Origin of the sequence: Enterobacter cloacae complex sp. 277I4, from assembly GCF_050031465.1 — a bacterium.
Taxonomy (GTDB): Bacteria; Pseudomonadota; Gammaproteobacteria; order Enterobacterales; family Enterobacteriaceae; genus Enterobacter; species Enterobacter cloacae.
In genome coordinates this window covers 3166329-3188282 of the sequence record NZ_JBLGWC010000001.1, presented here as the reverse complement: position 1 = coordinate 3188282, position 21954 = coordinate 3166329, and the positions used below count along the sequence as shown (strand labels likewise).

Here is a 21954-nt window from a genome sequence, read left to right as displayed (position 1 = left end):
TTATCTAACCTAATGATATTTATAATTAATAACCATCCGATCCCACGGCGTGGGGCATGGATGGGGCAAACTCACTCAATTTCTGGTTGAGGATGAGTACCTGGTCCTGGTTATTTTCAGCCATCCAGGATCCGTACACCCGGTAAACCATTTGCGCGTCGGTGTGGCCCATTTGCTTCGCGATGAAGTTCGGGTTAGCACCGGCAGCCAACGACCAGCATGCATACGTGTGTCGGGACTGGTATGCTCTGCGATAGCGAATCCCGGCGCGTCGCATTGCCGCTTCCCACGACTGATTAATCGACCCCACTGCGTAATGATGCCCGGCACGGCCATTACGTGATGCGATCTGCGGGTTGAACACGAACGTGCATGGATGCACATCGGTACGGCCATACTCGCGCAGTTTCACCTCAATCTGATACTGCTTACCCAGGCGTGTCAGTTCTGCCTGACTCTTCAGCACGTCGATCGCTGGCTGAATGAGGTTGATGATACGGTCCGTCCCGGCCTCTGTTTTCGGAAGGGTGAACTCCTTCGTTAACGTGTGGTTCCGGCGGATCATCATCGTACCCGCTTTCAGGTCGATATCTTCCCAGGCCAGCGACACCAGTTCTCCGTGGCGCACGCCGGTGTAGACGGCAAGAGACCACATGTTTTTCAGTTGCTGGTGAGCGCAGGCGTTAATCAACCTGACAAACTCATCTCGCGTCAGCGGGTCAGGCTCGCATCGTGACCGCTTAAGCATGGCGATCCCGGTGAACGGATTCACCCGTACATAACCGCTATCAGCGGCAAACTTAAACATCCCGCCCATGGTCTTCATGTAGTTGTTGACCGTTCTGACGGAGCGGCCTTTAACCGGAGTTTTTTGCCCGGCCTTCAGAGTGTGATAACCGGTCAGCAATTCCTTCCTGATAAACAGCAGGTCTTCCTGCGTCACCGCAGACACCAGCCTGTCACCGCCGATCCTGGGCACCATGTTGCGCGCTATAGACGCATAGCGTGACATCGCGTTGGTGCTGATCTCCATACGCTTCAGTTCAAGCCACTTGTTCGCCAGCTCCAGCACGGTGATTTCCTTGCTCTCCACCCCAAACCTTTTCAGGTTAGGCGAGTCTGGGAATTGCGCTGCATAGTTGAAGTTGCCGGTCTTAATCGAAAAGCACACCGACGCGCGCAGCTCGCCAGCGACCTTTCTGTTTTTTGGTGTATCCGGCACGCCGAGGCTTTCACGCACCCGGCTGCCTTTATAGATGAACCATATGCGGAGCGTACCGCCATGATTCTCCACGCCTGTTGGGTATGCTGACTTAGCCATTATTCCCTCCTGACGTCCAAGAGCCCGCTAAGCATAAACGGATCTTCATTGGCGCGCACCCGGCTGTTTCTTTGACATGCTCTCAACCCACTGGTCGACAGCCTTTCGGTTGTACATGCATTCGCTGTTTTTCTTCGGCACGCCGTCCGGTGAGACGTGAAGATATTCCCGTCCTACCATCCAGCATTTTTTGCGTGCCCGCTCGATAGTGCCAGGGCGAAGGCCGGTAATCTCGACGAGCTTTTCTTCGGTTACCCAGTCGTTGGGCACGATTAAGGTCATTTCGCTCATGTTCGCTCCTATGACATTGTTTTATAACACTGCGGGCCGTCGGGTGTGGCCGCGCGTAATTCGTTTTCCGCGTGCACTGAATAATTGCCGTCATCCCATCGCACCCAGGCTTTCGGGTGATCGCCTTCCGGCTCCAGTTGGCTATCCACCACGCCATGTATACCGCCGGTCTTCTTCTGGACTAATGCGCCCACATTAAAAGCAGCCATTGCACACCTTCCGGTTCGTGAAGAAATGAGATGAGAGCGCCCAGCGCCATAAGTGCGGCGATGAGCCAGTTCATGGGGTTTGAATGCATGGTTTTTCTCAAAAGAAAACCCGCTCAGTGGCGGGTTCTATTTAGGTGAGACAGGGATGTAGCGAACGGTCTATTCGGGCATTAAAGCGAGGAAATCTTTTTTATAAAGTTCTTTCAATTCAGACATAACCTCGGCAGAGGCCATTTCGTGGGTAAGCAAAGTTCTGCCCAGGCGTTTCTCAGCATCCTGCTGAAAATCAGAAAAGCTCCCGATCAATACCCCAGTGTAGCCAGTTAGGATGGTGCACTGCTGCTGTGTCAGTTTCATCTAATTCCTCCTTTATGATTACGGTATTCTATCGCACTAAATTTTCGTACCCAATAGCCAGCTCATAACTGGCTATCAGTTGCGTCATAACTGACTGCGGATTTTTTCCAGATATTCAGGGTCAGGGGCAATCTCGTTACATACTTCAGGCTCTTCGAGAGCATCACGAAACGCAGCAGCTACAATCTTCCCGCCCATAAACTCCATGCCAGCGCTAACAGGCGGCTCTTTACCGTCCTCATACTCAAATACGAACGTCATCTTTCCCATAATTTCTCCTCATGCAGCACGCTGGGCGCGCAGCTTCTTCAGGTGATCTGCTGTTTCGATTTCTTCGGCGATCCGCTCGGCCTGTGCTTTGGTCAGCGGCTCGAAATCCTGGTTAAATCGGCCCATGCTGGCGATGCAGGTGCGACCGTTGCGGATGTAGTGGATGACTTCGTGGGTAGCGCGGAGGATTTTGCAGGGCGCGCCGTGGGGATCGGCGTACCAGGTATTAGGCTGGAGTATCCTGAACATTGGGCACCACCTTAAATTCGATTACCCAGACCCATGGGTTGGCCTTCCAACTCTCCTCGCCGTAGATTGATTCCCACAGCTGAGCAAAGTTGTCATATGGAGTCCAGACTTCACCGCCGCTATCCGGGTCAGAGTATGTTGGTCGCCATCCGGTAATCTCCATTCCTTCCGCCTGCGCATCTTCCTGGCTAATGCTATTCAACCTTTCCACTCGGACGCCGGTGATCTCCAGCATGAGACGACAGGCTGCGCGAGGCATGTGGATAGATGGCTTCCAGCACGAACAGCCATCTTCATATCCATCGTCATCACCCCAAGTAAACTCTCCATCTGCTGCGTAAATAGCGTGACCAGAGTAGTAACCATTACCAAACGGCATTTCGTGAATGGCTGTGGCAGGACGGTCAGGGTTCCATGGCTGAATGCGACCGTCCTCATCCAGTTCATGACTCACTACGCCCCACGTTTCCCGTACCCAGATGTGATCGCCAACCAGACCGAATGGACAATTACTGGCAAGGCTGTGTCCTGGAATTGCAGGAACAGATTTCATGCTCCGGACCCATCCAGCACCGTATACCTCATAAAAACTACAATTGAGGACAGGCTGCACCTTCATGATCCTGCGCGTCTGCGTCTTCCGGCCGTCGAGGATGGCGCGCACCATCTCGCCGTTGAAAATCATTCCGCGCTCTTTCACTGGATCCCCCTCTGCTTGTTCCTTAACTCGATAACACCCTGGCACTCCGCGCACGTCTGGCAGCCGGGAACAGCAGCGCGCCGCGGCTCAGGAATTGGTTCTTCGCATTCTTCACAACGCTCAGCTGATACGGCGTTGCGGTCGATGCGGTGAGCGGAAAGGGCAGCGTTACGCTGAAGCTCTTCAATCTCTGCTGCGGTATCTATGATATCGGCCATGGTCAATGCTCCCGGAACTGTCGGTTAATTCGGTTGAAGGTGAATGCCAGCAATAAAAAAGGCCGCGATAGCGACCTGGCGATTTGCGCCTTCATGCGGCACCACTTTCGCTTGCGTCAAGATCATCAAAAAGGCTCCAGTAACGAGACCAATCAGGCTGTTTGTAATCTTCGGTGTCTTCATCCCACTCGCCAAGGAATGGGTTTTCACATACCGAGGTGAGCCATAAACCAATAGCTGGGCACTCAGGTGAGCTTTCAAAAATTTCAGCAATGCGGGGCCAGTGGTTTACATACTTATCATCAGCCGGGAAGTCAGTTAGGTATTTTCGGATGCAATCTGCTGCCAACGCGTAATGTTCCTGCTTCACATACATGCGGTCGTATGTCATAGCGAGGACAGCGCGATGGTGATATGGAATATCAAGGCGGTTAGCCAAGGGCCAAAGGCTATCTATTTTCATCATGTACTGATGGGCCTGTAGACCAAGATATTTCATTGCCATGTCGTTCCAAATGACAGGGCCACTTCCCCAGCCATTGCGGAGCTCTTCATCTTCTTCAGACTTCTCGCCAGGCCAAACTTTTATAACTGTTGAATAACTCACGATTCCACTCCGAAGCGGCGATTAAGCCGACCTGTGTATACGACGAACTCCAGGAGGCTAACTCCCAGAGCTTCAATTTTCTTGTGATGCTTGTTGATGATGGGAGGCACCGTTTCGTTCCAGTTAGGCTTTGGCTTCTTGCGCATGGCCTGCTGGATTTCCTCGGTGCAGCGGCGGCAGGCTGCTCGGATGGCGTTTTCATTTGCTGGTGTCATGCGGCCTCCATTTTCACGACTTGGATGGCGCAGCCGGGCAGCAGTTCTACCGCGGCGGTGGCGCACTGATTTCCCCAGTGATCCCAGCCCGGTGCCGCGCTGCGGCTAAACAGCTCAATGCGCGGCACATCGCCGTAAAGCAGCTCAAGCCGGTGCCGAACTTCCCACGGTTTTTCGCTGTGCGCGCCGAGCGGGCTGTAGACCACCTGCTTAATCCCGGCATGCTTTCGCTCCAGCCCGGCGCCGCGGGTGGCAATCAACAGGTCTTCGGTGTTGGCCCGGGTGTGGTTTCCGCCGTTCATGCGCGTCTCGGCGTTAAGCAGATCGAGGAAGTCGTAAAAGTCGGTGACTTCACCCTCGGCCAGCGCCTTGTTGATGCGCAGTTCCGCGTTCTGATTCAGCTTCACCCAGGTAAAGCCCTTCATCGTGCGAACGGTGAAGCCCCAGGCCTCGGCCAGTTCGATAGCCTCCTGGTTATGCGTGCCGGTGTACCACATCGCCAGCACCGAGTTTTCGTCGGCAAGTTCCCACACTGGCAGGCGCTTGATGTCGATGAGCTTCATGGTGGAGTAGTGGCCGGCGGCGGCGCCGTTGCTGATGGTGTTGCCGTAAGACCAGGGTGGATCGGCATACAGAAGTGAGTATTTCGCTGTCATGCCGCCACCTGCCTTTCCCGATATTCCTCAGCGAGGCGCTGCGCCTTTAATGGATTACAGACAACTTCACCCCATGGCATTAGCCAGCCGTTACCAATGAAGGGAAGGCACAGTGTGCCAACCCTTATGTCGTCGTGAGCGTGAGTCATAGGATGGACTCCATTTCGTCGATATAGAGGCCCTGAGCAATCAGGCGGCGACGGCGTGCTGCACGTTCAATGCACTCCTGCCGCCTGCCTTCCTGCGACTGCTCTATGGCGCGCCGGGTGAACAGCCGCGATTTACCCTGCGGAGTTACGACCTTTGGTTTCGTTACCAGGTCGAATGTCCGGTCGCAGATGCCGTCATCGTTGATCCATTTTTCCGACTCAACGATCTGAGCTATCTGTCCGGAGCCGCGGGTGATGCCGTTGGCGACCCGGTTAAACTCAATCAGCGTTACGCCAAACTTCTCGGCGATTTCGCTGCCGGATACCGGGCGGCCGCGCGTCTGAATCATCCAGATAACGCGCTCCCGGAGGCCTGAGAATTGCCCGGTTCGCCCGGGTCTGCGGTAGAAGGGTGTGCGTTTCATGGCTCCACCTACTTGATGATGAGTGAAGGTTTGCCGAGTTTTATTTGCGCGCCAGGTACATCCACGCCAGCTTCGATTTGGTGTTTGATAGCCAATTTGTCTGGCTTGATGCTCGTCTCGTATTCGACGAATTCAGGAGGAAGTGCGCTGGCATCTGTAATCTCTACTGACTTGGAAGGCGCGCGAACCGTTACCTGATGAATGCCTGCCTTCAGTGATTTCTTTCCTGCTGTTTCGAGGGAGGTGGCCACATAATCTTTCATGCTCGACACACGGTTTTCTGCGGCTTTTGCGCGCTCTGCAAGACGCTTGCTTTCTTCTTTCAGCGCCTCGGCATAAGCAGATTCGTTTTTGCAGACAGCAAGGATCTGCTCGACCTTTGCTTCCAGCTCCCACTCAATGCCATCAAGGGTGTCGGCTATCATTTCAGGCTCCATGCCTGAATCAGTCAGCTTTGCGAAATCATTGGCGATCTGGTAAAGAGCTGTCATTGCGTAACCTCTTCGAATTTTGCTTTGCACTTGGCATAGACGGCCTGAACCCCTTGTTGAAGCTGCATTCCGACCGTCATTTTGTAAGCTGCCTGGAAGTGAGTTTTGAGAGCATGCAAATTTTTCGCCTGCTTCATGTCCTCACATAGTGAATGGATGGTGTTGATAAGTTCCTGTTTTGCGTTTTCTTCCGACTGGATGATTTCGCTTTCAGGGGTGTAGGGCATAACTGGCTCCGTGTATATGCCTTCGCTCTCGTTGAGCACATCGACGGCATTATCCAGACGGTCAGCACGCGGCCAGTATTTATATGCTCTTTTGACGATCGTCTTCCTGGCCATCTCAGACCAGAAGTTGCCCCATGGGCCTTTTGGTGATGTTCCCGCTTTGCTCACTTTCCTGATTTCTTCTATCTCAGCGAGACTCATCTCTTCAGTGAGATAGTCGCCATCAGCGGTTTTAACAGTGCAGTAGCCACCGATAACGGCGCCGCGATCGTCAGGTGTAGCAAATGGGTTGTATTTGTGAGCTGGCGCCTTATCGAGACCCAGCGTCTCGTAGTCGTCGCCAGCATGAACGAGCTTGCACTGGCCCCACTTGATGACGCCAGCCGACTGGGCAATGTGCAGAAGGCCCATGTAGCTGATATCAAGGCAGACCATACCGTCGCGCGGAACCAGATAAGCCAGTTTGCTGGCAGGGTTCAGACTTATGCCGACCGCTGCAACGTTGATGATCGCGTTCTGGGCGCTGGTGGGGTTGGAAATCGCCGTTTCTGCCAATTTTTGATTGCGCTGGAATAACTGTATAGCGAACTGGCATTCCTTTGCCCAGGTCAGAGACTGGTCGGTAAGGGCGCCGACAAACAGCGGCTCCTGCTCCTTAACGAACTGAATCAGATCGAAGCTCATAATCACTCCTTAAAACGGGCAGGGCGCTTGGCGCTGCCATTCTTCTTCGGCCCGGGCATACGCGCAGGCCGATATGTATTCGTTGTATGCCTCTTCGGCCTTTTCTCCGATAAGCGCAAACTTGGCTTCCTGGGGCAGGAACAAGCTGCTCATTTCCAGAGGTTTCGCAGGGAACATGGCAATCAGTTCTTTCGCCCGGTCGTCGATCCACTTCTCTTTCTCGTCGGTGAGTTGCTGCTCAACCCAGCGCCGATCTTCGATGCGGTCGTAAGTGAGGTATGCGTTCATGGCTGAACTCCTGAAATTTGGATGTGCAGATCCCGCCCTCTGGTGACAGGCAGCAGTTGAATTGGTTAAGGGTTATTTGCCTAGGGATCTGAAAATGCGTATATGGCTAGTTGATTGCTTCGTTAAGCATTTTCTCTATAGCCAGCTTGCCATCATTTATCTGAGCAACTTGCTTATCGAAGTTCTCTTGGTAGTGGGCGAGATTCTTTTCCGATGCAGAGAAGAGGCGTTCTTTTATTTTTTGTAACTCATCCCTGCTGAAAACAATACCCATCTTGCGGCACTTTTTGACATCATCAATGCTCAGGCCGTTACCATTGAGTTTTTCCATGGCAATGCGCTTAACACACTGCCTGGCTTCTTCAATGGTCTTGTAGAACTCAACCGTATCGCTTCCCCCACTGCCATCTGAGTAGCGATTTACTCGTAATGCGATATCTCCATTAGTGCTACCCAAAAGAGATAAGCACTTGATGCCTTCAAAGTTTTTACGTCCATAGTAGTTGTCAATTGAAGACATAAAATCTTCAAATTTTTCAATGGACGGCACACCGTAATCACGACTAATGGCAAATTTAACCTGCCCGGTCATTACATCTGCGAAATGGTCCAGGTCAGCATCATTGATATGATCTGAGAACGCTTTGACCTGCTTAACCATTTCTCTCCAGAAGCTTAATGTGTTCTGTAGGTTGCTAATTTCCGAGTTGATCTTCTCAATTTTCAACTTCGCATCAGCAAGGGCTTTTTCTTGTTTTGTTTTTTCACGAGACGACCATGTTTCAACTGGCTGGTCATGTAGGCTCTTCACCACAAAACGCTCGCCACCAGGGATTTCATCACCCTGCTGCGTGACAAACACTTCCTGGACGATAGTTTCCTGATTATTGAGCGCGCCAACGACAACGACCTTACGGCCGTCAGAAAGAAATTTAGTTTCCATGACAAAGTCCTTAATGGGTAAGAGGGTTGCCGTGACCGTCCAGAAGGACGTCAATCACGCAGTCACTGAGGCGGATGATTTCTGCATCGGTGTGCAGGTACACCCATTTGCGCTCCTGAATGACTGCTGAGACGCGATAGGTGCGGCCTTCATGCAATGCCATCATGCCGGGCGTGACGCACTGGCGAATTAGCGGGGTGGTGCCGTAGTGATTGATCATACCTTCACCTCAACCTGTTCCAGGAGGCCAGCGATATGCATCTGCCAGCGGTTCAGCACCAGTTTTTCCCGCGGCGCCGATAGCGACGTCAGTTGCCACTCGTTATCGTTGAGTTTTTTGGCGGTGTACTGCTTGCCGTTGTGGGTGACTGTCATGATTCCTCCCGGTCGTTGAGGTGCTCTCGAATTTCAGAAATCAACTTTTCCGCATCTACCTCAAAGCGCTTCAAAGTGTCGCACCCGCCAACCTTGTCACCGGAAATACGACACCCGAAATCGTCATTGCTGACACACAGGGATAGGCCGCCAGATTGGTTGTGGGATATTTCGATATAGACGTTTCCGGGTTTGAGTTTGCTCATGATGCCTCCCGAGCGCGGAGCATTGCGTCAGCTATCTGGTACGCTTCGGTTGCCGTGCGGTCATCGCTACACAACCAATCAGGATTAGCTAGTCGACCCTGCATAGCCTTAGCCGCGAAGTAATCGCGCAGCGTCATGCCGCCTGAGCTGACTTCAAAACCATGTAAGTGACCAACTTCGTCGCGCTCCACGATAGAATCACACGGGAAAGCGCGACCGCCATTTTTTTTGCTCATAAATCCTCTTGGCCTTATCGCGGCGAACGGAACGGTTAATACAAGACTTCTGCGCTAATGGGCGGTGGATGGCCGCCGGTTGTCATAAATGGGCAGACTCGAAAATCTGCCTATGTATGGCCGATAAAAAACCCGCCGGAGCGGGTCTATACATCTTCAGAACTCATTAGCAATTTAAGCGCTTCAAATGGTGATGTTTGTCCTTCAAGTTTTTTGGCGAAGAAGTCAGCCTGATCTTGGGTGAATGAGTCAAACGCCTTATTTAAGCTATCACCATCATCTGAAAAGTTGACGTTGATGCTCATTTCTAAACCAGAGATCATCGTTGATATACACAGCGCAGGATCACCGTCGCTATCCTCACCTTTTTTCACCAGTATTTGCCGGTCGTGCGATTCAAATACTTTTGCAAATTGCTCCATATCCTTACCCTCTGTCGTTACCCGCTGATGCGGGAGAAATGCTTTGTGATTCAGCACAGCCCACTCAGCTTCGAATGGACTGGAATAAATCTTTTTTCGCTTTGCCATAATTGCCGCTCTCCCTGAGCCCGCCTATGGTCCGACGCATGGTTTACTGTCGCGCCGTTCGACTGACCGAATATCCACTTCGCCGCTGGCTAACTTCGCTCAGCTGTCGATGTTTCGTTTCGATGGGGTAACAATAGCTAAAGCGATTATTTGAGTCAATCGCCAAAACGATATTAATCATCACTAAAGTGATAATTGATTGAATGTTAAAGTGATATTTTTTTATTTGCTAGAGAAAAAAGTGATAAAACTAGGACTGGATCTGGAGGGGAAGGGGATGGTGTTATGGGGGGGCAATAAAAAACCCGCCTAAGCGGGTTATGCGAATCGTTTGTAGTCGATGGACTGCCTGAGAAGCACCTTGGCCATCACGTAGAAAGCGTCTTCATCCTCAGGTTCTACGTACCATTTTTCGTATATAGGGTTGTCGGATATTACTGCCAGGCGGTCGCGTTGCATCTGCAGGCGCTTAACGTGCAGTGTCTTCCCGAAGACAAAGACGTATACCCCATCTCCATCAAAATGTGTAACGCCGGTATCAACGAAGATCTGATCGCCTGGGGAAATAGTGCCGTCCATGCTGTCGCCATTTACTGTGATCACTTTGACATGCGTAGCTGGTCGGTTGCCGAATAAGGCTCGAGCCTGCTCAGTCGTATATTCGATGGCTCGGATAGTTTCAATGAAATCGCTGGTAACAATGCTTCCCGGTCCAGCGCTGGCTTTAACGTCGAGTACATCCACGCGATAAATCCCATTCAGTGACGGCTTAACCCGGTATAGCGCAGCCGGTTCTCTTGTGCCACTGGAAGCCATTTCACCCTCACCAGTAGACAGCCACTCCGGACGCACACCAAGAACGGAGGCAATCTCCACGGTCTTACGTGAGCCGTTTGCATCCTTCAGTAGCTTATTGACGCTGGACTGAGCCATGCCGACATCTTTGGCTAATCGGCCCTGTGTATATCCAGCATTTTTCATTGCCTGCGCCAAGCGCTCTGAGAATCCCATATCCACCTCTGTAAATGACTCCCTTAACTCTATCGCCCAAGCGATTAATTAGCAAAAAATCGCCTATGCGATTGACATTCGCTAAAGTGATAACCATAATCGCTTTAAACTGATAGCTGAGGTGATTATGAAGACCCCAACAGTAGAGAAAAACTCCGCAGTCGAAAAAGCGATCGCCATCGCTGGCAGCCAGAAAGAACTAGCCAAACGTTGCGGCAAAGCCCAGTCAACAATCTGTGACTGGCTGAATGGCAAGAAACGCATTTCCCCGGTTCACGTTCCTGAACTGGTGAAAGCGGTTGGTGGCGAGATAAAGGCATATGAATTCCGCCCGGATCTGCCATCCATCTTTCCACATCCAGATAACCATGCCGCCTGACCGGCGGCCATAACCAATTACATCAGAGGAAGTATCGCAAATGGAAACCTTAACGACACGCAACAAAGCGGAGGCACGACGAATTGAGAGTTGGGTGCAGCGTCAAATTGCTGATCTGGGTACCGCCCGGATAGCCGAAGTAGCTGGCATCAACAAATCAACCGTAAGCCGGTGGCGGGAGAACCTTGTCCCGAACATGTCGCTGCTGCTGGCCATCCTGATTTCGAACCGGGATGGGGTGAAGGGAGATTTTGAAGCATGAACGCAGAAAGGGGAAAAGCCGCGGTGCGCGAACACCAACGGCTTTCAGGTGCAATAAACGTCAGTCAATTGCGAGGCAATTATGCCAAGTAAATCGAAGAGAGTAAACAAACCGGAGGTAGCACGTGAGCATGTCACTTATGGCGAAAGCAATGGGGGTCAAAGTGGGAAACTCACTGCGTAAGCTCGTCCTGATTAAGCTGGCTGATAACGCCAATGACAAAGGCGAATGCTGGCCTTCGTATCAACACATCGCCGACCAATGCGAATGCAGCCGAACGGCTGTTCGTAACCATATTGATGCGCTTGAAGAAATGGGGCTTATCAGACGTGAGAACCGTGTTGGCGTCAACAACGGAAAAGGTAACACGTCAAATGTGTATTACCTCAAATTAGATGCCACCCCTATGCCATTAAATGGCACAGGGGTATGCCACGACGAAGCACACCCTATGCCATCAGATGGCACACCCCCTGTGCCACCAGATGGCACCAGAACCAGTCACTCTTTTGAACCAGTCATTGAACCTAACTCTCTCTCTGGGCGCGAAGGTTTTATGAGCGAAGCCGCTAAGCGTCGGATCGGTATTTCACCAAACGGGGAGATTCCATTCCCGCCCCTGTTTAAGCCGTCGGCAGATCACATTGCTATGGCTGCCGAGAAGGGGGTGAGCATTGAAACTGAGCTGCTGAACTTCCGGGACTATCACCTTTCCCGTGGCACGCAGCTAATCGACTGGAATTCGGCTTTCAGAGTCTGGATCCGGAATGCCAGGGTTAACCCGCTGGCTAAGCGTGGTCGTGCCGAGCAGGAAACGCCTCACTGGAACAGCCGCGAGGGATGGGAGGACTTCCTGTGAATAATCAGATTATGCAAGCCGTTAACGGCCGTGATGGCGCGCTACTTTCCAGAATGGCGAACGGAAGTACCGACCAGCAGAAGGTTATCAACCCTGAGGCTGAGGGGCTTGTTGATTCTCTCTTTCGGCAGCTGAAGCAGATTTTCCCTGCGTCTACGCAGACAAACCTGAAAACTGACGCAGACGAGAAAACGGCAAAGCGTCAGTGGATCGCAGCGTTTTCAGAGAATGGGATCCGCACTCGCGAACAACTTTCCGCTGGTGTGCGTCATGCCCGCGCCAGTGAATCACCTTTCTGGCCGTCGCCTGGGCAATTCATCAAATGGTGCAAGGATAGCGGCACGGTGCTTGGCATTGGCCTGGCTGATGTGATGAATGAGTTCCATCGTTATAGCCGAGAAAAAGGGCTGCATACCGGCGGAGCAGAAGCTTTCCCGTGGTCTCATGACGTCATGTACTGGATTGTGACCGATACGCGCAGAGCGATGTACCAGCGCCAGCTGAGCGAGGCTGAAACTGAAAAATACGCGTCAAAAAAACTTGAGGAATGGGCGCTGAAGGTTGCCGGCGGGGAAAAAATTCCATCTCCCGTCCTTGCGCTCGAGAATTCTTATGAAGTGATCCCGACAAATCACGTGAGCCGTCAGGCCGGTTATCACCCGGAAGGAAAAAGCTTCGGGTGCATGCCAAACGCAGCGACTCTCGGGGCTCTTACCCCAGCCCAATGGCTCTGGGAAGAGTATCAGCGCGGGAAAGAGAGAGGGCTTATTCAATGAAAGGCAAACAGGCAATTCTGCGTTATCTCGAAACGCACCGGACCTTCACCGCGAAGGAAGTGGCCACAGAGTGCGGTATGACCATCAACTGCATCACGAAGAACGCCATCGATCTGGAAAAGTCTCGAAAAATTATCCGGGTGAGCAAGGTCTGGCGAACGGTGACTTATCGCCTGGCAACGCCGGAAGAGCAGGCTGGTACCGCGCGCAGCTGCACAAACGGAATATTTCAGGAGTGCCGCAACAGCGCGGCGATGAAGCGAGTATTGATGGTTTGGGGGAGGGTAGGGGTATGAAACAGAAATTTATCGAGTGGTTTACCAAGAACAACAACGGCTGCTCGCCAGCGATGGAAGACGACAGAAGCTTTGTGTACGAGATGACGCAGCACATGTTCGAAGCGTACCAGGCTGGCGTGGCAGAAGGTGAAGCCAGATGCGCGACGCTGGCTGCGGAGTTGCGTGCAGTTGAAGCAATCCACGACGAGGCAGTGTTCATCACAGACGATCACTATGAGCAGTGCCCACCGGAGGTGCAGAAAATGATTCGTTCACTTGCTGTGCTGCAGATTCCTGCCTATCAGGCTTTCCTGGCTGAAGTGCGGGCGCATGACCTCAACGCTTTCATTCGGCATCACAGTGCAGAACTGGATGCGCATATTAAAAACGGTGGTGAGCAGTTCGACGAAAAATCAGTACGCATCAGAGACATCATCGTCTCAGCCCGCTTGTTCAGGGAGCAGGTTCGCAAGGAGGCCGCCCAATGAGCAACATCGACAAACATGCAGAGCTACGCAAAGAGCTTTCAAATCCTGCAAACGGCAGTAACGCACATCTGCGGAAGTTAGCGCTGGCGCTTCTGGATGAGCTGGAGAAGATGCAGGCGCAATCGTCCAAATGGTGCGAAGCCTTCCATAAAGCAGTTTCCGTTGGCGCTCGGTATGAGGAGCGGATTGCTGAGCTTAGTGAATTACTTAAGAAGTCTGATGTTGAAAAAAAACAACCTCAGAATACCTTGAGTGGCAGACCAGTTTACCTCGGTGATGGCAGTGACACCAAGGAGAAGGTGATTGCAGGTAAGCGTGATATTCATCGCTACGAGAGTTTGATAACAGATAGAGCCGGGAAAGGAGATTGATATGGCTCGTTTTATCGCAGTTATTCACGGGTGGTTCGTCGATAGCAAAGGCTTTGATGTGCATGAGCTGAGCGCAACAGACAAAGATTCGGCCTACAACGAAGCGGTGTTGTTGAAGCATAAGAGAGAAAGCACCTTCGATAAATGCGCCTGCACCGTAGTTGAGATTGCCGACCACGAAAGATTGCCACGCAAGTTAACGCTCCGCGAACGTCTGACAGGGAGGACTAACCCATGATCACCTTCACCAAAGAACAACTCATTGCTTCAGCGCACGCGCGTATTGAGTTTGCAGAGATGATGTTGTCGGGAGAGTTAGAGCCTCTCAAAGAACGCACATGGTCAATTGAACTGGAGTTGGCGCGTATCGCGCTGGCATCGCTCGAAGCGGAGCCTGTGTGCGTCATCGACCAGTCCAATCTTGATTATCTCAAATCTGGCGCTGATGCAGATGTATGGCCAGCATCCAGAGCAGAGATGGGTGATGTTCTTCTGTATCGCTCTGCCACGCCAGCTCCGGTATCTGTGCCCGCTGCGATGGAAATGGATGATGACTTTGACAGCGCGTTTGAACACGGAAAAGCTGTCGGCTGGAACGCCTGCCGCGCAGCCATGCTTCAGTCGTTCGGTAATTCCGAACAACTCAACTCTCCGGTGATTCCGGATGGTTGGGTGGCTTGCAGTGAGCTGATGCCGGAGCAGTTTAAGGCCATCCTGGCATTCAATGAGTATGGAGAAGTTTGGTCTGGTGCGTATGACAGGTACTGGAATTTCTATTGCGATAATCTGTTAGTAGAGCATGTCACGCACTGGATGCCGCTGCCAGCAGCGCCGCAGCAGGAGGATTGAAAATAACTACCATCAATAATTCACCGTTCTTAGATGGATTCCGAAGAGCAATATTATACTATTGAAATTAAAGGGATTTATTTTGTAAAGACCATTCCCTTCCGTGTTTGAACTGATATCATCGTTTTGCAGTCCAATGCAAACCGGAGGGGTTATGATCTGTCCTAAATGTCGTTCTATTGCCGTTGGGAAGGAAGTAACACGCAGGGGGTGGAGTGGTGACTATGCCTGCTTTGAATGCGGCTACAATGATGCCAAAGACGGCTTTCAAGAAATAAGCAAACCTCCTGTCAGGAAGATAAAATGGAAGCTGAAAGAGCAACCAAAGTTAGTTTGATTTTGTAATATCAACCAGCCATAATTAAGTCGCCGTCGGAGTTGAACGCCCGGCGGTGACTTCTGCGCATTTAAGGGGACTTAAATGCGACCACAATCTGAACTCCTCACTTTGTCACAGATGCTTAGCGGCACCTGCGATTTTCTGCATTCTGCGGTTTCCGTTAAGGAGGCCGTATGACTCTACCAGTAGACGGCATCAAACTCCATCGTGGTAACTTCGCGGCCATTGGCCAGCAGATTCAGCCATTGCTGGATGCCGGGCAATGCTTCCGCCTTCAAGTCAAACCATGGCGCGAGAAGCGCAGCCTGTCGCAGAACGCTCTCAGCCACATGTGGTACACGGAAATCAGCGACTACCTCATCGCGCGCGGCAAGACCTTCGCTACACCTGAGTGGGTCAAGGACGCGATGAAGCACACCTATCTCGGCTATGAGAGCAAGGACCGGGTAGATGTCGTGTCTGGCGAGGTCACCACCGTCCAATCCCTACGCCATACGTCAGAGCTGGAAACGGGCGAGATGTACATCTTCCTGTGCAAAGTCGAAGCCTGGGCGATGAACATCGGCTGTCACCTGACCATTCCGCAGAGCTGTGAATACCAGCAGCTGCGCGATAAGCAGGAGGCTTGATGTCTACTCCACTTTCCCGCGTCATCACAAACGAAATCTTCCGCGTTCCGGCGCGCCGCCAGCGTAAGCCCGCGGTTAAGCCGTCCGACATCCCGACCCTGAAGGGCTATACCGCCCGCCTGGTGGATCAGAAATGGCTGCGCCTCGCGGCACGGAGGGGTCATGCGTAAACCATCCCGCCGTAAGTGCAAAGTATGCGGAGAATACTTCGTGCCGAAATTCCACGATATCCGGATCCGCTGGTGCTGCCCGGAGCACGGCGCAATCCTCGCTATGGAAGAACGTGAAAAGGAGAAGGTGAAAGCAGCGGCGAAGCGCATTAAGGAGCAGAAGGAAGCCGAGAAGGTCGGGCGCAAACGCCGCAAGGCCAAGCGCGAGTCACTCAAATCTAAATCTCAGTGGGATAAAGAGGCTCAATCAGCTTTCAATCGCTACATCAGGATCCGCGATGAAGGTAAGCCATGTGTCAGCTGCGGCAATCCACTTATTGGCAAAAGCAATTACCTAACTGGAAGCGCCATTGACGCCAGCCATTACCGTTCGCGTGGTGCGGCCTCACATCTGAAATTCAACACATTCAACGTGCATAGTGCCTGCACACGCTGTAATCGCCAGTTGAGCGGCAATGCTGTCGAGTATCGCATCCGTCTTATAGACCGCATTGGCCTGGAACGAGTTGAGCGTCTTGAGTCTAACAACGAGCCGCGCCGGTTCGATATCCCATATCTGAAGCGCATCAAATCCATATTCACCCGCAAAGCCCGGTCGCTGGAGAAGCGCCGCGCACGTCAACAGGAGCACGCAGCATGAGCAAAATACAGTACCCAATGACTACCGCTGCTGTCTTTGATGACGTGGTGTATCAGATCCATCTTGATGGCGCTCACCAGATAGAGCGCGAGGTATCCGGCGCAATCAATTGGTTTTGTCGCTGGAACAATGAGGAAAAAGCTGTAGTGAAAGCGCACGTCCTTTTCAGTTGCTGGGGCCTTTACCTGACGTACGAACAGCTAATGGCGGAGGCAGCATGAACCACGCCGACTTCCTCCGGTACCAGGCAGAAAGCGTTAAGCGCGCCAACCTGCCACCAGTAGCAAAACACAGCCAACAAACCAACCAGCCACAGAAGGAAGCCGCATGAACAGTCAGCAACTGGAATACGTACGTCAGCAGCTCATTGTGGCGACCGCAGATCTGAGCCGGGCGACGAAAGGGCAGTTAGTAGCTTTCGCCGAGAACGCACAATTTACCGCGACGGCGCGCAGCCGGGGACGGAAAAAGGTATTCGACAAGGACAAGCAGCGAATGGTTAACCCTGACGGTCCGCCGATGAGTGGAAGCCAGTCCCGCGCCAAAGGCTCATCCATCGCTCTGGTTAGCCCGGTAGAGTTCGGAACCGCATCCTGGCGTCGTGCTGTCCTGTCGCTGGAAGACCATCAGAAAGCATGGCTGCTGTGGAACTACAGCGAGAATATCCGGTTCGAGCATCAAGTGGCGATTACTCAGTGGGCCTGGTCAGAGTTCCGGGAGCATCTCGGCGCGAAGAAGGTGGCGGGCAAGACGATGGAGCGCCTGAAAAAGCTTATCTGGCTGGCGGCCCAGGACGTAAAAGCGGAGTTGGTGGGGCGTGAGACGTACGAATATCAGGCGCTGGCGTCTCTGGTTGGCGTAACGCCAAAGAACTGGTCAGAGACGTTTACGGACCGCTGGGTTGAGATGCGGCGCATCTTCCTGCGCCTGGATGGAGGGGCTTTATTGCAGGTTACGCGATCACGTTCACAACAAAAGGCGACAAATTTCGATAGAAGTCTTGCAAAACTGGATTGAAACGCATATATTTCATGTAAATCTGATATCGTCGCCATAGCTTCGTAGGTCGACAAATAATTAATAGCCCGAGGTTAACGCCTTGGGCTTTTTTATTCCCAAATTTCACAAGCGCACCGCAATGCGCATTCAACTACGTCGAACCAAACCCTTTGAAATGAGCCTTTGAGGAAGTCAGTTAGTGCTGGCGAGCCTCGACGGGCTGATTTCCATTGCGGCAAAGGTTCATTTCAAAGCAAGGAAAACGCATGAGCGCAAAAACAATCCCTTTACCAATCGCAAAGGCTAGACAGTTTTTGGAAGTTGATGGCAGTAGTGAAAGTGGGTTGAGGTGGAAGGTTGATGCTAGCACCAGAGCAAAAAAAGGCGCTAGGGCCGGGAGTCTTGATAACCACGGTTACTACTACGTCAAAATAGACGGCGTGAAATATAAAGCGCATCGACTTGTCTGGTCCATAGCAAATGGTGAAATCCCAGATGGCATGACAATTGATCACATTGATAGAAATACTAAAAACAATTCCTTAGAAAACCTGAGGATTGCAGATTATAAGCTCCAGGCTGAAAATCGTAGCCGTGACTATCTTAAATTACGCACGAATTGCGGCTCCCTAACTGTCAGGAAATCTGGGCGAATTGACGCCTCAATCTGTATAAACTCCAAGAGATTTTATAAAAGCGGGCGAGATAAAGCTGAGCTTATTAAATGGATGGAGGAAGTGCAGAGTAACAAGATGGCTCATCAACTTGACTAATTTCGCCGGTCTAGTTCAGTGGCAGAACGGCAGCCTTGTAAGCTGCGCGTCAGAGGTTCGATTCCTTTGCCCGGCACCAGAACCCACTACCTGGGACCTTTCGGCCAGAGAGCCGACATTAACTTGCCCTCATCTTCCCGGCCTGTCGCCGGGTTTTTTTATTTCAGGCTCCGGGAACCATCATCGACATGCCTTCTTGTTAAATCGTCCCGAGGGCCTGATCCCTTACTACAAACAGCACCCCGTTCTTTCGGAGGTGATATGGCTAAACGTATGCAAGATAAAGAAAGCATTGCCGGAGTGTCATGGCTGATTGTCCTTGCTCTGTCATGCTGGGGCGGCTTGGTCCGATACCTTATTGACGTTAAGCAGAACAAAGCCACCTGGAGCTGGATCAACGCGCTGGCACAAATTGCAGTGTCCGGCTTTACCGGTCTCATTGGTGGACTGATCAGCGTTGAAAGTGGGCTGAGCCTTTACATGATTCTGGTTACGTCTGGTATCAGCGGGGCGATGGGCTCCGTGGCACTGACGTACTTCTGGGAACGCCTGACGGGGATGAAGAATGCAAACCAATAACTTCAAATTCTCACAGCGCAGCGAGAACAACCTTAAAGGTGTCAATCCTGACCTGGTGAAAGTGATCCGCCGTGCGCTGGAAATCACACCGGTAGACTTCATCGTTATTGAAGGGCTGAGAACGCAGGCCCGGCAGAAAGAGATGGTCGCTACCGGTAAATCTCAGACGATGAACAGCCGTCACCTGACCGGTCATGCCGTCGACATCATCCCGGTTAACACCACCTGGAAGATTGAAGAGTTTCACCCTCTTCTCAAAGCGGTTAAGCAGGCAGCTGACGAGCAGGGCCTGAAACTCCGCTTCGGCATCAACTGGAAGAATGACCCGGCGCTGCCCATCGAAACCAAATTCATCGACGCGCCTCACGTTGAGATCCCCGCATGAACATCAGCCTGAAGTCGCTGATTGTGCCGGGAGTGATTCTCCTGCTGGCGCTGGCGTCGTGGTTCTCGTACTCCAGCTATAAGGGTGAGAAGAAACGCGCTGACGATGCTGAGCAGAGCCTGTCACTGGCAAAAGCCGCCATCACCGACATGCAAACGCGTCAGCGTGATGTCGCTGCACTGGATGCCAAATACACGAAGGAATTGTCCGATGCGAAAAAAACCATTAACGATTTGCGTCGGGATGTCGATTCTGGCGCTAAACGGCTGCGCATCGCCGCAACCTGCCCTGGAGTGTCAAAAGCCACCTCCGCCACCGGCGTGGATGATGCAGGAACCCCCGAACTTACTCCAGACGCTCGACGGAATTATTTCGATCACCGGGACGGAATCGCAACCGCTGACAAGATGATTCGCGGCATGCAGGAATACATCAAAACGCAGTGCCTGAAATAAGCAAATATAAAAAATATTTTTAGCTGGTCACGTCTATTCATAGCTATTCACATCAACCAATAGCTATTTATCGAGTTACTATATCTATTTGAATTTAAATGATTAAATCAAGCCTTGCGAGTGTGCGAGGCTTTTTTTACGCCAGAAGTAAACCACCCCGCGCATTCTCGTGCGCATATCAACCAAGAGCCTTTCGGGGTAGAGCTTGAGATAGGGCAGTGGTAACGCTGACCGCTCTTGGGCTGCCCATATCTACGAGAACAGGCTCAACCACCAAAAGGTATCAGCGAAATGAAATCATTAACCCTCTTCAATCAACCAATCCGTGTCGGGGAAGACGGCATGATCTGCCTCACCGATATGTGGAAAGCCAGTGGCAAAAGTGATGCTGAGTCGCCTTACCACTATCTGCGAAACAAGCAGACAAAAGAGTTCCTGGCCGAGCTGGAGAAAAACCACGAATCTGTGGTTTTCACTGCACGCGGCGTACACGGCGGAACCTATGGCGGGAAGTTTGTTGCTTACGATTATGCGGCCTGGTTAAACCCCGGATTCAAGTACGCAGCTTATAAAATCCTCGATGACTACTTCACCGGAGAGCTTCAGCATCGCAACAGCTTAAGTGCGCAGCTCAACATGAAGTGCCATGAGTTTGACCAGAAAAAGGACATGGCGAGCTTCTGCGGACAAGGACTCGCAGCATGGCGTTATACGAAGCCTGTATTGGTCGCTGAGATTAACACCCTTGCTAACCAGCTGCAGATTACGATCCCAGGGCTTCAAGGATGAATAATCGCGTCATCGAATGCGCCTCCAGAGCGGGGCGCGACTTCTCAGAGTTCATGAAAGGCGAGAAGGGCATGATGGAAGCGCTGGCCTCGGTGGATCAGTTTGGCGAGCAACTTCGCCTCAACGGTTGCGTCAATCATCACTTTGTCAGCTACATGATGAGGAACTCGATCATGCAGGCATTCATGGACATGGCAAACGCCGAGAAGAAAGAAGAGCGCCGTCGTAAAAGAGCGGAATCAAAAACGAAGTAGCCATTACAGAAGCTCCTTGCGAGGGGCTTCGATAATGATCTGTGTAACCCCGCAAGGATGGTGATCACATCTTGCTGACGGGTAAGCCGTAAGTGGCTAAGCACTTCTGAGAAGCAGGGCAACAGCTGCGACAAGGCAAAGAGGTAATCATGTCCGACATCTACCAAATCACGTTAACCACCCAAACAGGCGAAACCTTCACCGGCAAGATGTCACGACGTCAGCCTGAGCTGGTTAACGGCTTTGTGCCGCTGGCGACGGAGACTGGCGAGTGGCTTTACTTTGCTCCGGCCGATGTGAAGCGCGTGCAGTTCACGCCTGTACCAGCAGAGCAAACCGAACAGCCAGAAGAACAAACAACGGAGTAACCCATGGTTAACGATGACGAGCGCAGGCCATATCCGCCAGTTAACTTCATCGCCTCCGACAACTGGCAGCCATACACCAGGCTGATTCCTGCAAACGAAGTGCATGAGTGGATAAACCGCCAAATCCTCAGCGATACCGGAAGCATCCATAACCCTGACCACGAGCACCTGTTAGAGGCTGATCTCTGCTTCATGTGGGCCTCTGACTCGTTCGCGAAGAAAGGACGGTATGTCCTTGGGCAGGCCGAACAGGTAATGCTCCGCGCTGGTGGATGGCAGAAAGCCAGAATGGAACAGCAGATGCATGAATGGTTTGGGCGCATCCCGAAGTTCATCATCACCCTAGCAGCCGATTACTGCTCACAATGCAGTGACCTCGAATTCTGTGCACTGGTAGAGCATGAGCTTTACCATATCGCCCAGGCCACCGATGATTTCGGCGCGCCTAAGTTCAACAAAGAGACCGGGCAGCCAGTGCTTACACTGCGAGGCCACGACGTCGAAGAATTCACTGGTGTCGTACGTCGATACGGTGCCAGCAAAGAAGTACAGGAGCTCGTTGATGCGGCCAATGCGCCAGCAGAAGTGGCTCACATCGATATAGCCAGGTCATGCGGCACATGCATGTTAAAGCTGGCCTAACAATATGACTG

General features: G+C 52.1%; 46 protein-coding genes and 1 tRNA gene. 24 read left to right on the top strand and 23 right to left on the bottom strand.

Annotation, left to right across the window (positions count from 1 at the left end):
- Positions 1-25: 25 nt before the first annotated feature.
- The 23 genes from ACQG19_RS15635 to ACQG19_RS15525 form a co-directional block, all read right to left on the bottom strand.
- Positions 26-1321, bottom strand: a complete 1296-nt coding sequence (locus tag ACQG19_RS15635; RefSeq protein WP_426725956.1) for a tyrosine-type recombinase/integrase — start codon at positions 1319-1321, stop codon at positions 26-28.
- A 45-nt stretch (positions 1322-1366) separates the two neighbouring features.
- Entirely contained in the window at positions 1367-1612 is a 246-nt protein-coding gene (locus ACQG19_RS15630; protein WP_014070846.1) for an excisionase family protein, read from the bottom strand.
- Between the two features lie 8 nt (positions 1613-1620).
- Positions 1621-1821 carry a hypothetical protein gene (locus ACQG19_RS15625; RefSeq protein ID WP_426725955.1) on the bottom strand — a complete coding sequence of 67 codons (201 nt, stop codon included), beginning with the start codon at positions 1819-1821 and terminating at the stop codon, positions 1621-1623.
- A 159-nt stretch (positions 1822-1980) separates the two neighbouring features.
- Complete coding sequence (locus tag ACQG19_RS15620; RefSeq protein ID WP_032104950.1) at positions 1981-2178, bottom strand: hypothetical protein; 198 nt, start codon at positions 2176-2178, stop codon at positions 1981-1983.
- Positions 2179-2262: 84 nt separating this feature from the next.
- A complete protein-coding gene (locus ACQG19_RS15615; protein ID WP_063250762.1) occupies positions 2263-2448 on the bottom strand; it encodes a hypothetical protein in 186 nt (61 codons plus the stop codon).
- Between the two features lie 9 nt (positions 2449-2457).
- On the bottom strand, positions 2458-2697 hold the full coding sequence (locus ACQG19_RS15610; RefSeq protein ID WP_426725954.1) for a DUF4222 domain-containing protein: 240 nt from the start codon (positions 2695-2697) through the stop codon (positions 2458-2460).
- Positions 2675-3397 (bottom strand): hypothetical protein, encoded by a 723-nt coding sequence (locus ACQG19_RS15605; RefSeq protein WP_426725830.1) that lies wholly within the window; start codon positions 3395-3397, stop codon positions 2675-2677. The genes ACQG19_RS15610 and ACQG19_RS15605 overlap by 23 nt, the downstream gene beginning before the upstream one ends.
- Complete coding sequence (locus ACQG19_RS15600) at positions 3394-3615, bottom strand: TraR/DksA C4-type zinc finger protein (RefSeq protein ID WP_426725831.1); 222 nt, start codon at positions 3613-3615, stop codon at positions 3394-3396. Before ACQG19_RS15600 ends, ACQG19_RS15605 begins: the two co-directional genes overlap by 4 nt.
- Before the next feature lie 91 nt (positions 3616-3706).
- Positions 3707-4222, bottom strand: coding sequence for a hypothetical protein (locus tag ACQG19_RS15595; protein ID WP_213808213.1), 516 nt, complete (start codon positions 4220-4222; stop codon positions 3707-3709).
- Positions 4219-4437 (bottom strand): hypothetical protein, encoded by a 219-nt coding sequence (locus ACQG19_RS15590; protein ID WP_032621601.1) that lies wholly within the window; start codon positions 4435-4437, stop codon positions 4219-4221. The genes ACQG19_RS15595 and ACQG19_RS15590 overlap by 4 nt, the downstream gene beginning before the upstream one ends.
- The gene (locus ACQG19_RS15585) at positions 4434-5093 is read right to left on the bottom strand and encodes an MT-A70 family methyltransferase (RefSeq protein ID WP_058648105.1); all 660 of its coding nucleotides are present in this window, start codon (positions 5091-5093) and stop codon (positions 4434-4436) included. The genes ACQG19_RS15590 and ACQG19_RS15585 overlap by 4 nt, the downstream gene beginning before the upstream one ends.
- The gene (locus tag ACQG19_RS15580; RefSeq protein WP_126508927.1) at positions 5090-5242 is read right to left on the bottom strand and encodes a DUF1317 family protein; all 153 of its coding nucleotides are present in this window, start codon (positions 5240-5242) and stop codon (positions 5090-5092) included. Before ACQG19_RS15580 ends, ACQG19_RS15585 begins: the two co-directional genes overlap by 4 nt.
- On the bottom strand, positions 5239-5667 hold the full coding sequence (locus ACQG19_RS15575) for a regulator (RefSeq protein ID WP_426725832.1): 429 nt from the start codon (positions 5665-5667) through the stop codon (positions 5239-5241). Before ACQG19_RS15575 ends, ACQG19_RS15580 begins: the two co-directional genes overlap by 4 nt.
- A gap of 8 nt (positions 5668-5675) precedes the next feature.
- A complete protein-coding gene (locus ACQG19_RS15570) occupies positions 5676-6158 on the bottom strand; it encodes a siphovirus Gp157 family protein (RefSeq protein ID WP_032105028.1) in 483 nt (160 codons plus the stop codon).
- A complete protein-coding gene (locus tag ACQG19_RS15565) occupies positions 6155-7069 on the bottom strand; it encodes a recombinase RecT (RefSeq protein ID WP_426725953.1) in 915 nt (304 codons plus the stop codon). Before ACQG19_RS15565 ends, ACQG19_RS15570 begins: the two co-directional genes overlap by 4 nt.
- 9 nt (positions 7070-7078) lie before the next feature.
- A complete protein-coding gene (gamL, locus tag ACQG19_RS15560; RefSeq protein WP_426725952.1) occupies positions 7079-7357 on the bottom strand; it encodes a host nuclease inhibitor GamL in 279 nt (92 codons plus the stop codon).
- A gap of 106 nt (positions 7358-7463) precedes the next feature.
- Complete coding sequence (locus tag ACQG19_RS15555; protein ID WP_426725951.1) at positions 7464-8300, bottom strand: hypothetical protein; 837 nt, start codon at positions 8298-8300, stop codon at positions 7464-7466.
- Between the two features lie 10 nt (positions 8301-8310).
- Positions 8311-8520, bottom strand: coding sequence for a cell division protein FtsZ (locus ACQG19_RS15550; protein WP_000607102.1), 210 nt, complete (start codon positions 8518-8520; stop codon positions 8311-8313).
- Positions 8517-8675 carry a hypothetical protein gene (locus ACQG19_RS15545; protein WP_017693159.1) on the bottom strand — a complete coding sequence of 53 codons (159 nt, stop codon included), beginning with the start codon at positions 8673-8675 and terminating at the stop codon, positions 8517-8519. Before ACQG19_RS15545 ends, ACQG19_RS15550 begins: the two co-directional genes overlap by 4 nt.
- Complete coding sequence (locus ACQG19_RS15540) at positions 8672-8881, bottom strand: hypothetical protein (RefSeq protein WP_058655847.1); 210 nt, start codon at positions 8879-8881, stop codon at positions 8672-8674. Before ACQG19_RS15540 ends, ACQG19_RS15545 begins: the two co-directional genes overlap by 4 nt.
- Positions 8878-9117, bottom strand: a complete 240-nt coding sequence (locus ACQG19_RS15535; protein ID WP_246932491.1) for a hypothetical protein — start codon at positions 9115-9117, stop codon at positions 8878-8880. The genes ACQG19_RS15540 and ACQG19_RS15535 overlap by 4 nt, the downstream gene beginning before the upstream one ends.
- A 146-nt stretch (positions 9118-9263) precedes the next feature.
- Entirely contained in the window at positions 9264-9647 is a 384-nt protein-coding gene (locus ACQG19_RS15530) for a hypothetical protein (RefSeq protein ID WP_426725950.1), read from the bottom strand.
- A gap of 318 nt (positions 9648-9965) precedes the next feature.
- On the bottom strand, positions 9966-10658 hold the full coding sequence (locus ACQG19_RS15525; protein ID WP_023327241.1) for an XRE family transcriptional regulator: 693 nt from the start codon (positions 10656-10658) through the stop codon (positions 9966-9968).
- 127 nt (positions 10659-10785) lie between these two features.
- On the opposite strand from ACQG19_RS15525, the gene ACQG19_RS15520 reads away from it, so the two are divergent.
- The 24 genes from ACQG19_RS15520 (at position 10786) to ACQG19_RS15405 (ending at position 21943) form a co-directional block, all read left to right on the top strand.
- A complete protein-coding gene (locus ACQG19_RS15520; RefSeq protein WP_023327242.1) occupies positions 10786-11037 on the top strand; it encodes a transcriptional regulator in 252 nt (83 codons plus the stop codon).
- A 40-nt stretch (positions 11038-11077) separates the two neighbouring features.
- Complete coding sequence (locus tag ACQG19_RS15515) at positions 11078-11299, top strand: CII family transcriptional regulator (protein WP_000449472.1); 222 nt, start codon at positions 11078-11080, stop codon at positions 11297-11299.
- A 130-nt stretch (positions 11300-11429) separates the two neighbouring features.
- Positions 11430-12158 carry a helix-turn-helix domain-containing protein gene (locus tag ACQG19_RS15510; RefSeq protein ID WP_316376414.1) on the top strand — a complete coding sequence of 243 codons (729 nt, stop codon included), beginning with the start codon at positions 11430-11432 and terminating at the stop codon, positions 12156-12158.
- Positions 12140-12934: a replication protein P gene (locus ACQG19_RS15505; protein WP_174330926.1), complete on the top strand. Its 795-nt coding sequence runs from the start codon at positions 12140-12142 to the stop codon at positions 12932-12934. Before ACQG19_RS15510 ends, ACQG19_RS15505 begins: the two co-directional genes overlap by 19 nt.
- Positions 12931-13230 carry a protein ren gene (locus ACQG19_RS15500; protein WP_426725949.1) on the top strand — a complete coding sequence of 100 codons (300 nt, stop codon included), beginning with the start codon at positions 12931-12933 and terminating at the stop codon, positions 13228-13230. Before ACQG19_RS15505 ends, ACQG19_RS15500 begins: the two co-directional genes overlap by 4 nt.
- Positions 13227-13700, top strand: a complete 474-nt coding sequence (locus ACQG19_RS15495) for a hypothetical protein (protein ID WP_426725948.1) — start codon at positions 13227-13229, stop codon at positions 13698-13700. The genes ACQG19_RS15500 and ACQG19_RS15495 overlap by 4 nt, the downstream gene beginning before the upstream one ends.
- On the top strand, positions 13697-14071 hold the full coding sequence (locus ACQG19_RS15490) for a hypothetical protein (RefSeq protein ID WP_426725947.1): 375 nt from the start codon (positions 13697-13699) through the stop codon (positions 14069-14071). Before ACQG19_RS15495 ends, ACQG19_RS15490 begins: the two co-directional genes overlap by 4 nt.
- Before the next feature lies 1 nt (position 14072).
- Entirely contained in the window at positions 14073-14309 is a 237-nt protein-coding gene (locus ACQG19_RS15485) for a hypothetical protein (RefSeq protein WP_195207050.1), read from the top strand.
- Positions 14306-14920, top strand: a complete 615-nt coding sequence (locus ACQG19_RS15480; RefSeq protein ID WP_426725946.1) for a DUF551 domain-containing protein — start codon at positions 14306-14308, stop codon at positions 14918-14920. The genes ACQG19_RS15485 and ACQG19_RS15480 overlap by 4 nt, the downstream gene beginning before the upstream one ends.
- A 513-nt stretch (positions 14921-15433) precedes the next feature.
- On the top strand, positions 15434-15889 hold the full coding sequence (locus tag ACQG19_RS15475; protein ID WP_059453306.1) for a YbcN family protein: 456 nt from the start codon (positions 15434-15436) through the stop codon (positions 15887-15889).
- On the top strand, positions 15889-16059 hold the full coding sequence (locus tag ACQG19_RS15470) for a NinE family protein (protein ID WP_181561670.1): 171 nt from the start codon (positions 15889-15891) through the stop codon (positions 16057-16059). Before ACQG19_RS15475 ends, ACQG19_RS15470 begins: the two co-directional genes overlap by 1 nt.
- Positions 16052-16699 carry a recombination protein NinG gene (locus ACQG19_RS15465; RefSeq protein WP_426725945.1) on the top strand — a complete coding sequence of 216 codons (648 nt, stop codon included), beginning with the start codon at positions 16052-16054 and terminating at the stop codon, positions 16697-16699. The genes ACQG19_RS15470 and ACQG19_RS15465 overlap by 8 nt, the downstream gene beginning before the upstream one ends.
- Positions 16696-16920, top strand: a complete 225-nt coding sequence (locus ACQG19_RS15460; RefSeq protein WP_426725944.1) for a protein ninY — start codon at positions 16696-16698, stop codon at positions 16918-16920. Before ACQG19_RS15465 ends, ACQG19_RS15460 begins: the two co-directional genes overlap by 4 nt.
- Positions 16917-17030 carry a hypothetical protein gene (locus ACQG19_RS15455; protein WP_426725943.1) on the top strand — a complete coding sequence of 38 codons (114 nt, stop codon included), beginning with the start codon at positions 16917-16919 and terminating at the stop codon, positions 17028-17030. The genes ACQG19_RS15460 and ACQG19_RS15455 overlap by 4 nt, the downstream gene beginning before the upstream one ends.
- The gene (locus ACQG19_RS15450) at positions 17027-17716 is read left to right on the top strand and encodes a bacteriophage antitermination protein Q (protein WP_045269917.1); all 690 of its coding nucleotides are present in this window, start codon (positions 17027-17029) and stop codon (positions 17714-17716) included. Before ACQG19_RS15455 ends, ACQG19_RS15450 begins: the two co-directional genes overlap by 4 nt.
- Positions 17717-17964: 248 nt before the next feature.
- Complete coding sequence (locus tag ACQG19_RS15445) at positions 17965-18471, top strand: HNH endonuclease (protein ID WP_052684101.1); 507 nt, start codon at positions 17965-17967, stop codon at positions 18469-18471.
- 4 nt (positions 18472-18475) lie between these two features.
- Positions 18476-18550 (top strand) — tRNA-Thr (locus ACQG19_RS15440).
- A 194-nt stretch (positions 18551-18744) separates the two neighbouring features.
- Positions 18745-19050 (top strand): phage holin family protein, encoded by a 306-nt coding sequence (locus ACQG19_RS15435; RefSeq protein ID WP_122008274.1) that lies wholly within the window; start codon positions 18745-18747, stop codon positions 19048-19050.
- Positions 19037-19435, top strand: coding sequence for a M15 family metallopeptidase (locus tag ACQG19_RS15430; protein ID WP_023294179.1), 399 nt, complete (start codon positions 19037-19039; stop codon positions 19433-19435). Before ACQG19_RS15435 ends, ACQG19_RS15430 begins: the two co-directional genes overlap by 14 nt.
- The gene (locus tag ACQG19_RS15425) at positions 19432-19890 is read left to right on the top strand and encodes a lysis protein (RefSeq protein ID WP_052684102.1); all 459 of its coding nucleotides are present in this window, start codon (positions 19432-19434) and stop codon (positions 19888-19890) included. The genes ACQG19_RS15430 and ACQG19_RS15425 overlap by 4 nt, the downstream gene beginning before the upstream one ends.
- Before the next feature lie 291 nt (positions 19891-20181).
- On the top strand, positions 20182-20679 hold the full coding sequence (locus ACQG19_RS15420; protein WP_045332615.1) for a KilA-N domain-containing protein: 498 nt from the start codon (positions 20182-20184) through the stop codon (positions 20677-20679).
- The gene (locus ACQG19_RS15415) at positions 20676-20933 is read left to right on the top strand and encodes a hypothetical protein (protein WP_248275549.1); all 258 of its coding nucleotides are present in this window, start codon (positions 20676-20678) and stop codon (positions 20931-20933) included. Before ACQG19_RS15420 ends, ACQG19_RS15415 begins: the two co-directional genes overlap by 4 nt.
- Before the next feature lie 149 nt (positions 20934-21082).
- Positions 21083-21301, top strand: a complete 219-nt coding sequence (locus ACQG19_RS15410; RefSeq protein ID WP_017693187.1) for a hypothetical protein — start codon at positions 21083-21085, stop codon at positions 21299-21301.
- A gap of 3 nt (positions 21302-21304) precedes the next feature.
- The gene (locus tag ACQG19_RS15405; protein ID WP_063153001.1) at positions 21305-21943 is read left to right on the top strand and encodes a putative metallopeptidase; all 639 of its coding nucleotides are present in this window, start codon (positions 21305-21307) and stop codon (positions 21941-21943) included.
- The last annotated feature ends 11 nt before the right edge of the window (positions 21944-21954 follow it).

Excerpts from the sequence above, each read along its gene's own strand:
- ACQG19_RS15635 (WP_426725956.1), bottom strand. The coding sequence starts at position 1,321 with ATGGCTAAGTCAGCATACCCAACAGGCGTGGAGAATCATGGCGGTACG.
- ACQG19_RS15630 (WP_014070846.1), bottom strand. The coding sequence starts at position 1,612 with ATGAGCGAAATGACCTTAATCGTGCCCAACGACTGGGTAACCGAAGAA.
- ACQG19_RS15625 (WP_426725955.1), bottom strand. The coding sequence starts at position 1,821 with ATGGCTGCTTTTAATGTGGGCGCATTAGTCCAGAAGAAGACCGGCGGT.
- ACQG19_RS15620 (WP_032104950.1), bottom strand. The coding sequence starts at position 2,178 with ATGAAACTGACACAGCAGCAGTGCACCATCCTAACTGGCTACACTGGG.
- ACQG19_RS15615 (WP_063250762.1), bottom strand. The coding sequence starts at position 2,448 with ATGGGAAAGATGACGTTCGTATTTGAGTATGAGGACGGTAAAGAGCCG.
- ACQG19_RS15610 (WP_426725954.1), bottom strand. The coding sequence starts at position 2,697 with ATGTTCAGGATACTCCAGCCTAATACCTGGTACGCCGATCCCCACGGC.
- ACQG19_RS15600 (WP_426725831.1), bottom strand. The coding sequence starts at position 3,615 with ATGGCCGATATCATAGATACCGCAGCAGAGATTGAAGAGCTTCAGCGT.
- ACQG19_RS15590 (WP_032621601.1), bottom strand. The coding sequence starts at position 4,437 with ATGACACCAGCAAATGAAAACGCCATCCGAGCAGCCTGCCGCCGCTGC.
- ACQG19_RS15585 (WP_058648105.1), bottom strand. The coding sequence starts at position 5,093 with ATGACAGCGAAATACTCACTTCTGTATGCCGATCCACCCTGGTCTTAC.
- ACQG19_RS15580 (WP_126508927.1), bottom strand. The coding sequence starts at position 5,242 with ATGACTCACGCTCACGACGACATAAGGGTTGGCACACTGTGCCTTCCC.
- ACQG19_RS15575 (WP_426725832.1), bottom strand. The coding sequence starts at position 5,667 with ATGAAACGCACACCCTTCTACCGCAGACCCGGGCGAACCGGGCAATTC.
- ACQG19_RS15570 (WP_032105028.1), bottom strand. The coding sequence starts at position 6,158 with ATGACAGCTCTTTACCAGATCGCCAATGATTTCGCAAAGCTGACTGAT.
- ACQG19_RS15565 (WP_426725953.1), bottom strand. The coding sequence starts at position 7,069 with ATGAGCTTCGATCTGATTCAGTTCGTTAAGGAGCAGGAGCCGCTGTTT.
- gamL (WP_426725952.1), bottom strand. The coding sequence starts at position 7,357 with ATGAACGCATACCTCACTTACGACCGCATCGAAGATCGGCGCTGGGTT.
- ACQG19_RS15555 (WP_426725951.1), bottom strand. The coding sequence starts at position 8,300 with ATGGAAACTAAATTTCTTTCTGACGGCCGTAAGGTCGTTGTCGTTGGC.
- ACQG19_RS15550 (WP_000607102.1), bottom strand. The coding sequence starts at position 8,520 with ATGATCAATCACTACGGCACCACCCCGCTAATTCGCCAGTGCGTCACG.
- ACQG19_RS15545 (WP_017693159.1), bottom strand. The coding sequence starts at position 8,675 with ATGACAGTCACCCACAACGGCAAGCAGTACACCGCCAAAAAACTCAAC.
- ACQG19_RS15540 (WP_058655847.1), bottom strand. The coding sequence starts at position 8,881 with ATGAGCAAACTCAAACCCGGAAACGTCTATATCGAAATATCCCACAAC.
- ACQG19_RS15535 (WP_246932491.1), bottom strand. The coding sequence starts at position 9,117 with ATGAGCAAAAAAAATGGCGGTCGCGCTTTCCCGTGTGATTCTATCGTG.
- ACQG19_RS15530 (WP_426725950.1), bottom strand. The coding sequence starts at position 9,647 with ATGGCAAAGCGAAAAAAGATTTATTCCAGTCCATTCGAAGCTGAGTGG.
- ACQG19_RS15525 (WP_023327241.1), bottom strand. The coding sequence starts at position 10,658 with ATGGGATTCTCAGAGCGCTTGGCGCAGGCAATGAAAAATGCTGGATAT.
- ACQG19_RS15520 (WP_023327242.1), top strand. The coding sequence starts at position 10,786 with ATGAAGACCCCAACAGTAGAGAAAAACTCCGCAGTCGAAAAAGCGATC.
- ACQG19_RS15515 (WP_000449472.1), top strand. The coding sequence starts at position 11,078 with ATGGAAACCTTAACGACACGCAACAAAGCGGAGGCACGACGAATTGAG.
- ACQG19_RS15510 (WP_316376414.1), top strand. The coding sequence starts at position 11,430 with ATGTCACTTATGGCGAAAGCAATGGGGGTCAAAGTGGGAAACTCACTG.
- ACQG19_RS15505 (WP_174330926.1), top strand. The coding sequence starts at position 12,140 with ATGGGAGGACTTCCTGTGAATAATCAGATTATGCAAGCCGTTAACGGC.
- ACQG19_RS15500 (WP_426725949.1), top strand. The coding sequence starts at position 12,931 with ATGAAAGGCAAACAGGCAATTCTGCGTTATCTCGAAACGCACCGGACC.
- ACQG19_RS15495 (WP_426725948.1), top strand. The coding sequence starts at position 13,227 with ATGAAACAGAAATTTATCGAGTGGTTTACCAAGAACAACAACGGCTGC.
- ACQG19_RS15490 (WP_426725947.1), top strand. The coding sequence starts at position 13,697 with ATGAGCAACATCGACAAACATGCAGAGCTACGCAAAGAGCTTTCAAAT.
- ACQG19_RS15485 (WP_195207050.1), top strand. The coding sequence starts at position 14,073 with ATGGCTCGTTTTATCGCAGTTATTCACGGGTGGTTCGTCGATAGCAAA.
- ACQG19_RS15480 (WP_426725946.1), top strand. The coding sequence starts at position 14,306 with ATGATCACCTTCACCAAAGAACAACTCATTGCTTCAGCGCACGCGCGT.
- ACQG19_RS15475 (WP_059453306.1), top strand. The coding sequence starts at position 15,434 with ATGACTCTACCAGTAGACGGCATCAAACTCCATCGTGGTAACTTCGCG.
- ACQG19_RS15470 (WP_181561670.1), top strand. The coding sequence starts at position 15,889 with ATGTCTACTCCACTTTCCCGCGTCATCACAAACGAAATCTTCCGCGTT.
- ACQG19_RS15465 (WP_426725945.1), top strand. The coding sequence starts at position 16,052 with ATGCGTAAACCATCCCGCCGTAAGTGCAAAGTATGCGGAGAATACTTC.
- ACQG19_RS15460 (WP_426725944.1), top strand. The coding sequence starts at position 16,696 with ATGAGCAAAATACAGTACCCAATGACTACCGCTGCTGTCTTTGATGAC.
- ACQG19_RS15455 (WP_426725943.1), top strand. The coding sequence starts at position 16,917 with ATGAACCACGCCGACTTCCTCCGGTACCAGGCAGAAAGCGTTAAGCGC.
- ACQG19_RS15450 (WP_045269917.1), top strand. The coding sequence starts at position 17,027 with ATGAACAGTCAGCAACTGGAATACGTACGTCAGCAGCTCATTGTGGCG.
- ACQG19_RS15445 (WP_052684101.1), top strand. The coding sequence starts at position 17,965 with ATGAGCGCAAAAACAATCCCTTTACCAATCGCAAAGGCTAGACAGTTT.
- ACQG19_RS15435 (WP_122008274.1), top strand. The coding sequence starts at position 18,745 with ATGCAAGATAAAGAAAGCATTGCCGGAGTGTCATGGCTGATTGTCCTT.
- ACQG19_RS15430 (WP_023294179.1), top strand. The coding sequence starts at position 19,037 with ATGCAAACCAATAACTTCAAATTCTCACAGCGCAGCGAGAACAACCTT.
- ACQG19_RS15425 (WP_052684102.1), top strand. The coding sequence starts at position 19,432 with ATGAACATCAGCCTGAAGTCGCTGATTGTGCCGGGAGTGATTCTCCTG.
- ACQG19_RS15420 (WP_045332615.1), top strand. The coding sequence starts at position 20,182 with ATGAAATCATTAACCCTCTTCAATCAACCAATCCGTGTCGGGGAAGAC.
- ACQG19_RS15415 (WP_248275549.1), top strand. The coding sequence starts at position 20,676 with ATGAATAATCGCGTCATCGAATGCGCCTCCAGAGCGGGGCGCGACTTC.
- ACQG19_RS15410 (WP_017693187.1), top strand. The coding sequence starts at position 21,083 with ATGTCCGACATCTACCAAATCACGTTAACCACCCAAACAGGCGAAACC.
- ACQG19_RS15405 (WP_063153001.1), top strand. The coding sequence starts at position 21,305 with ATGGTTAACGATGACGAGCGCAGGCCATATCCGCCAGTTAACTTCATC.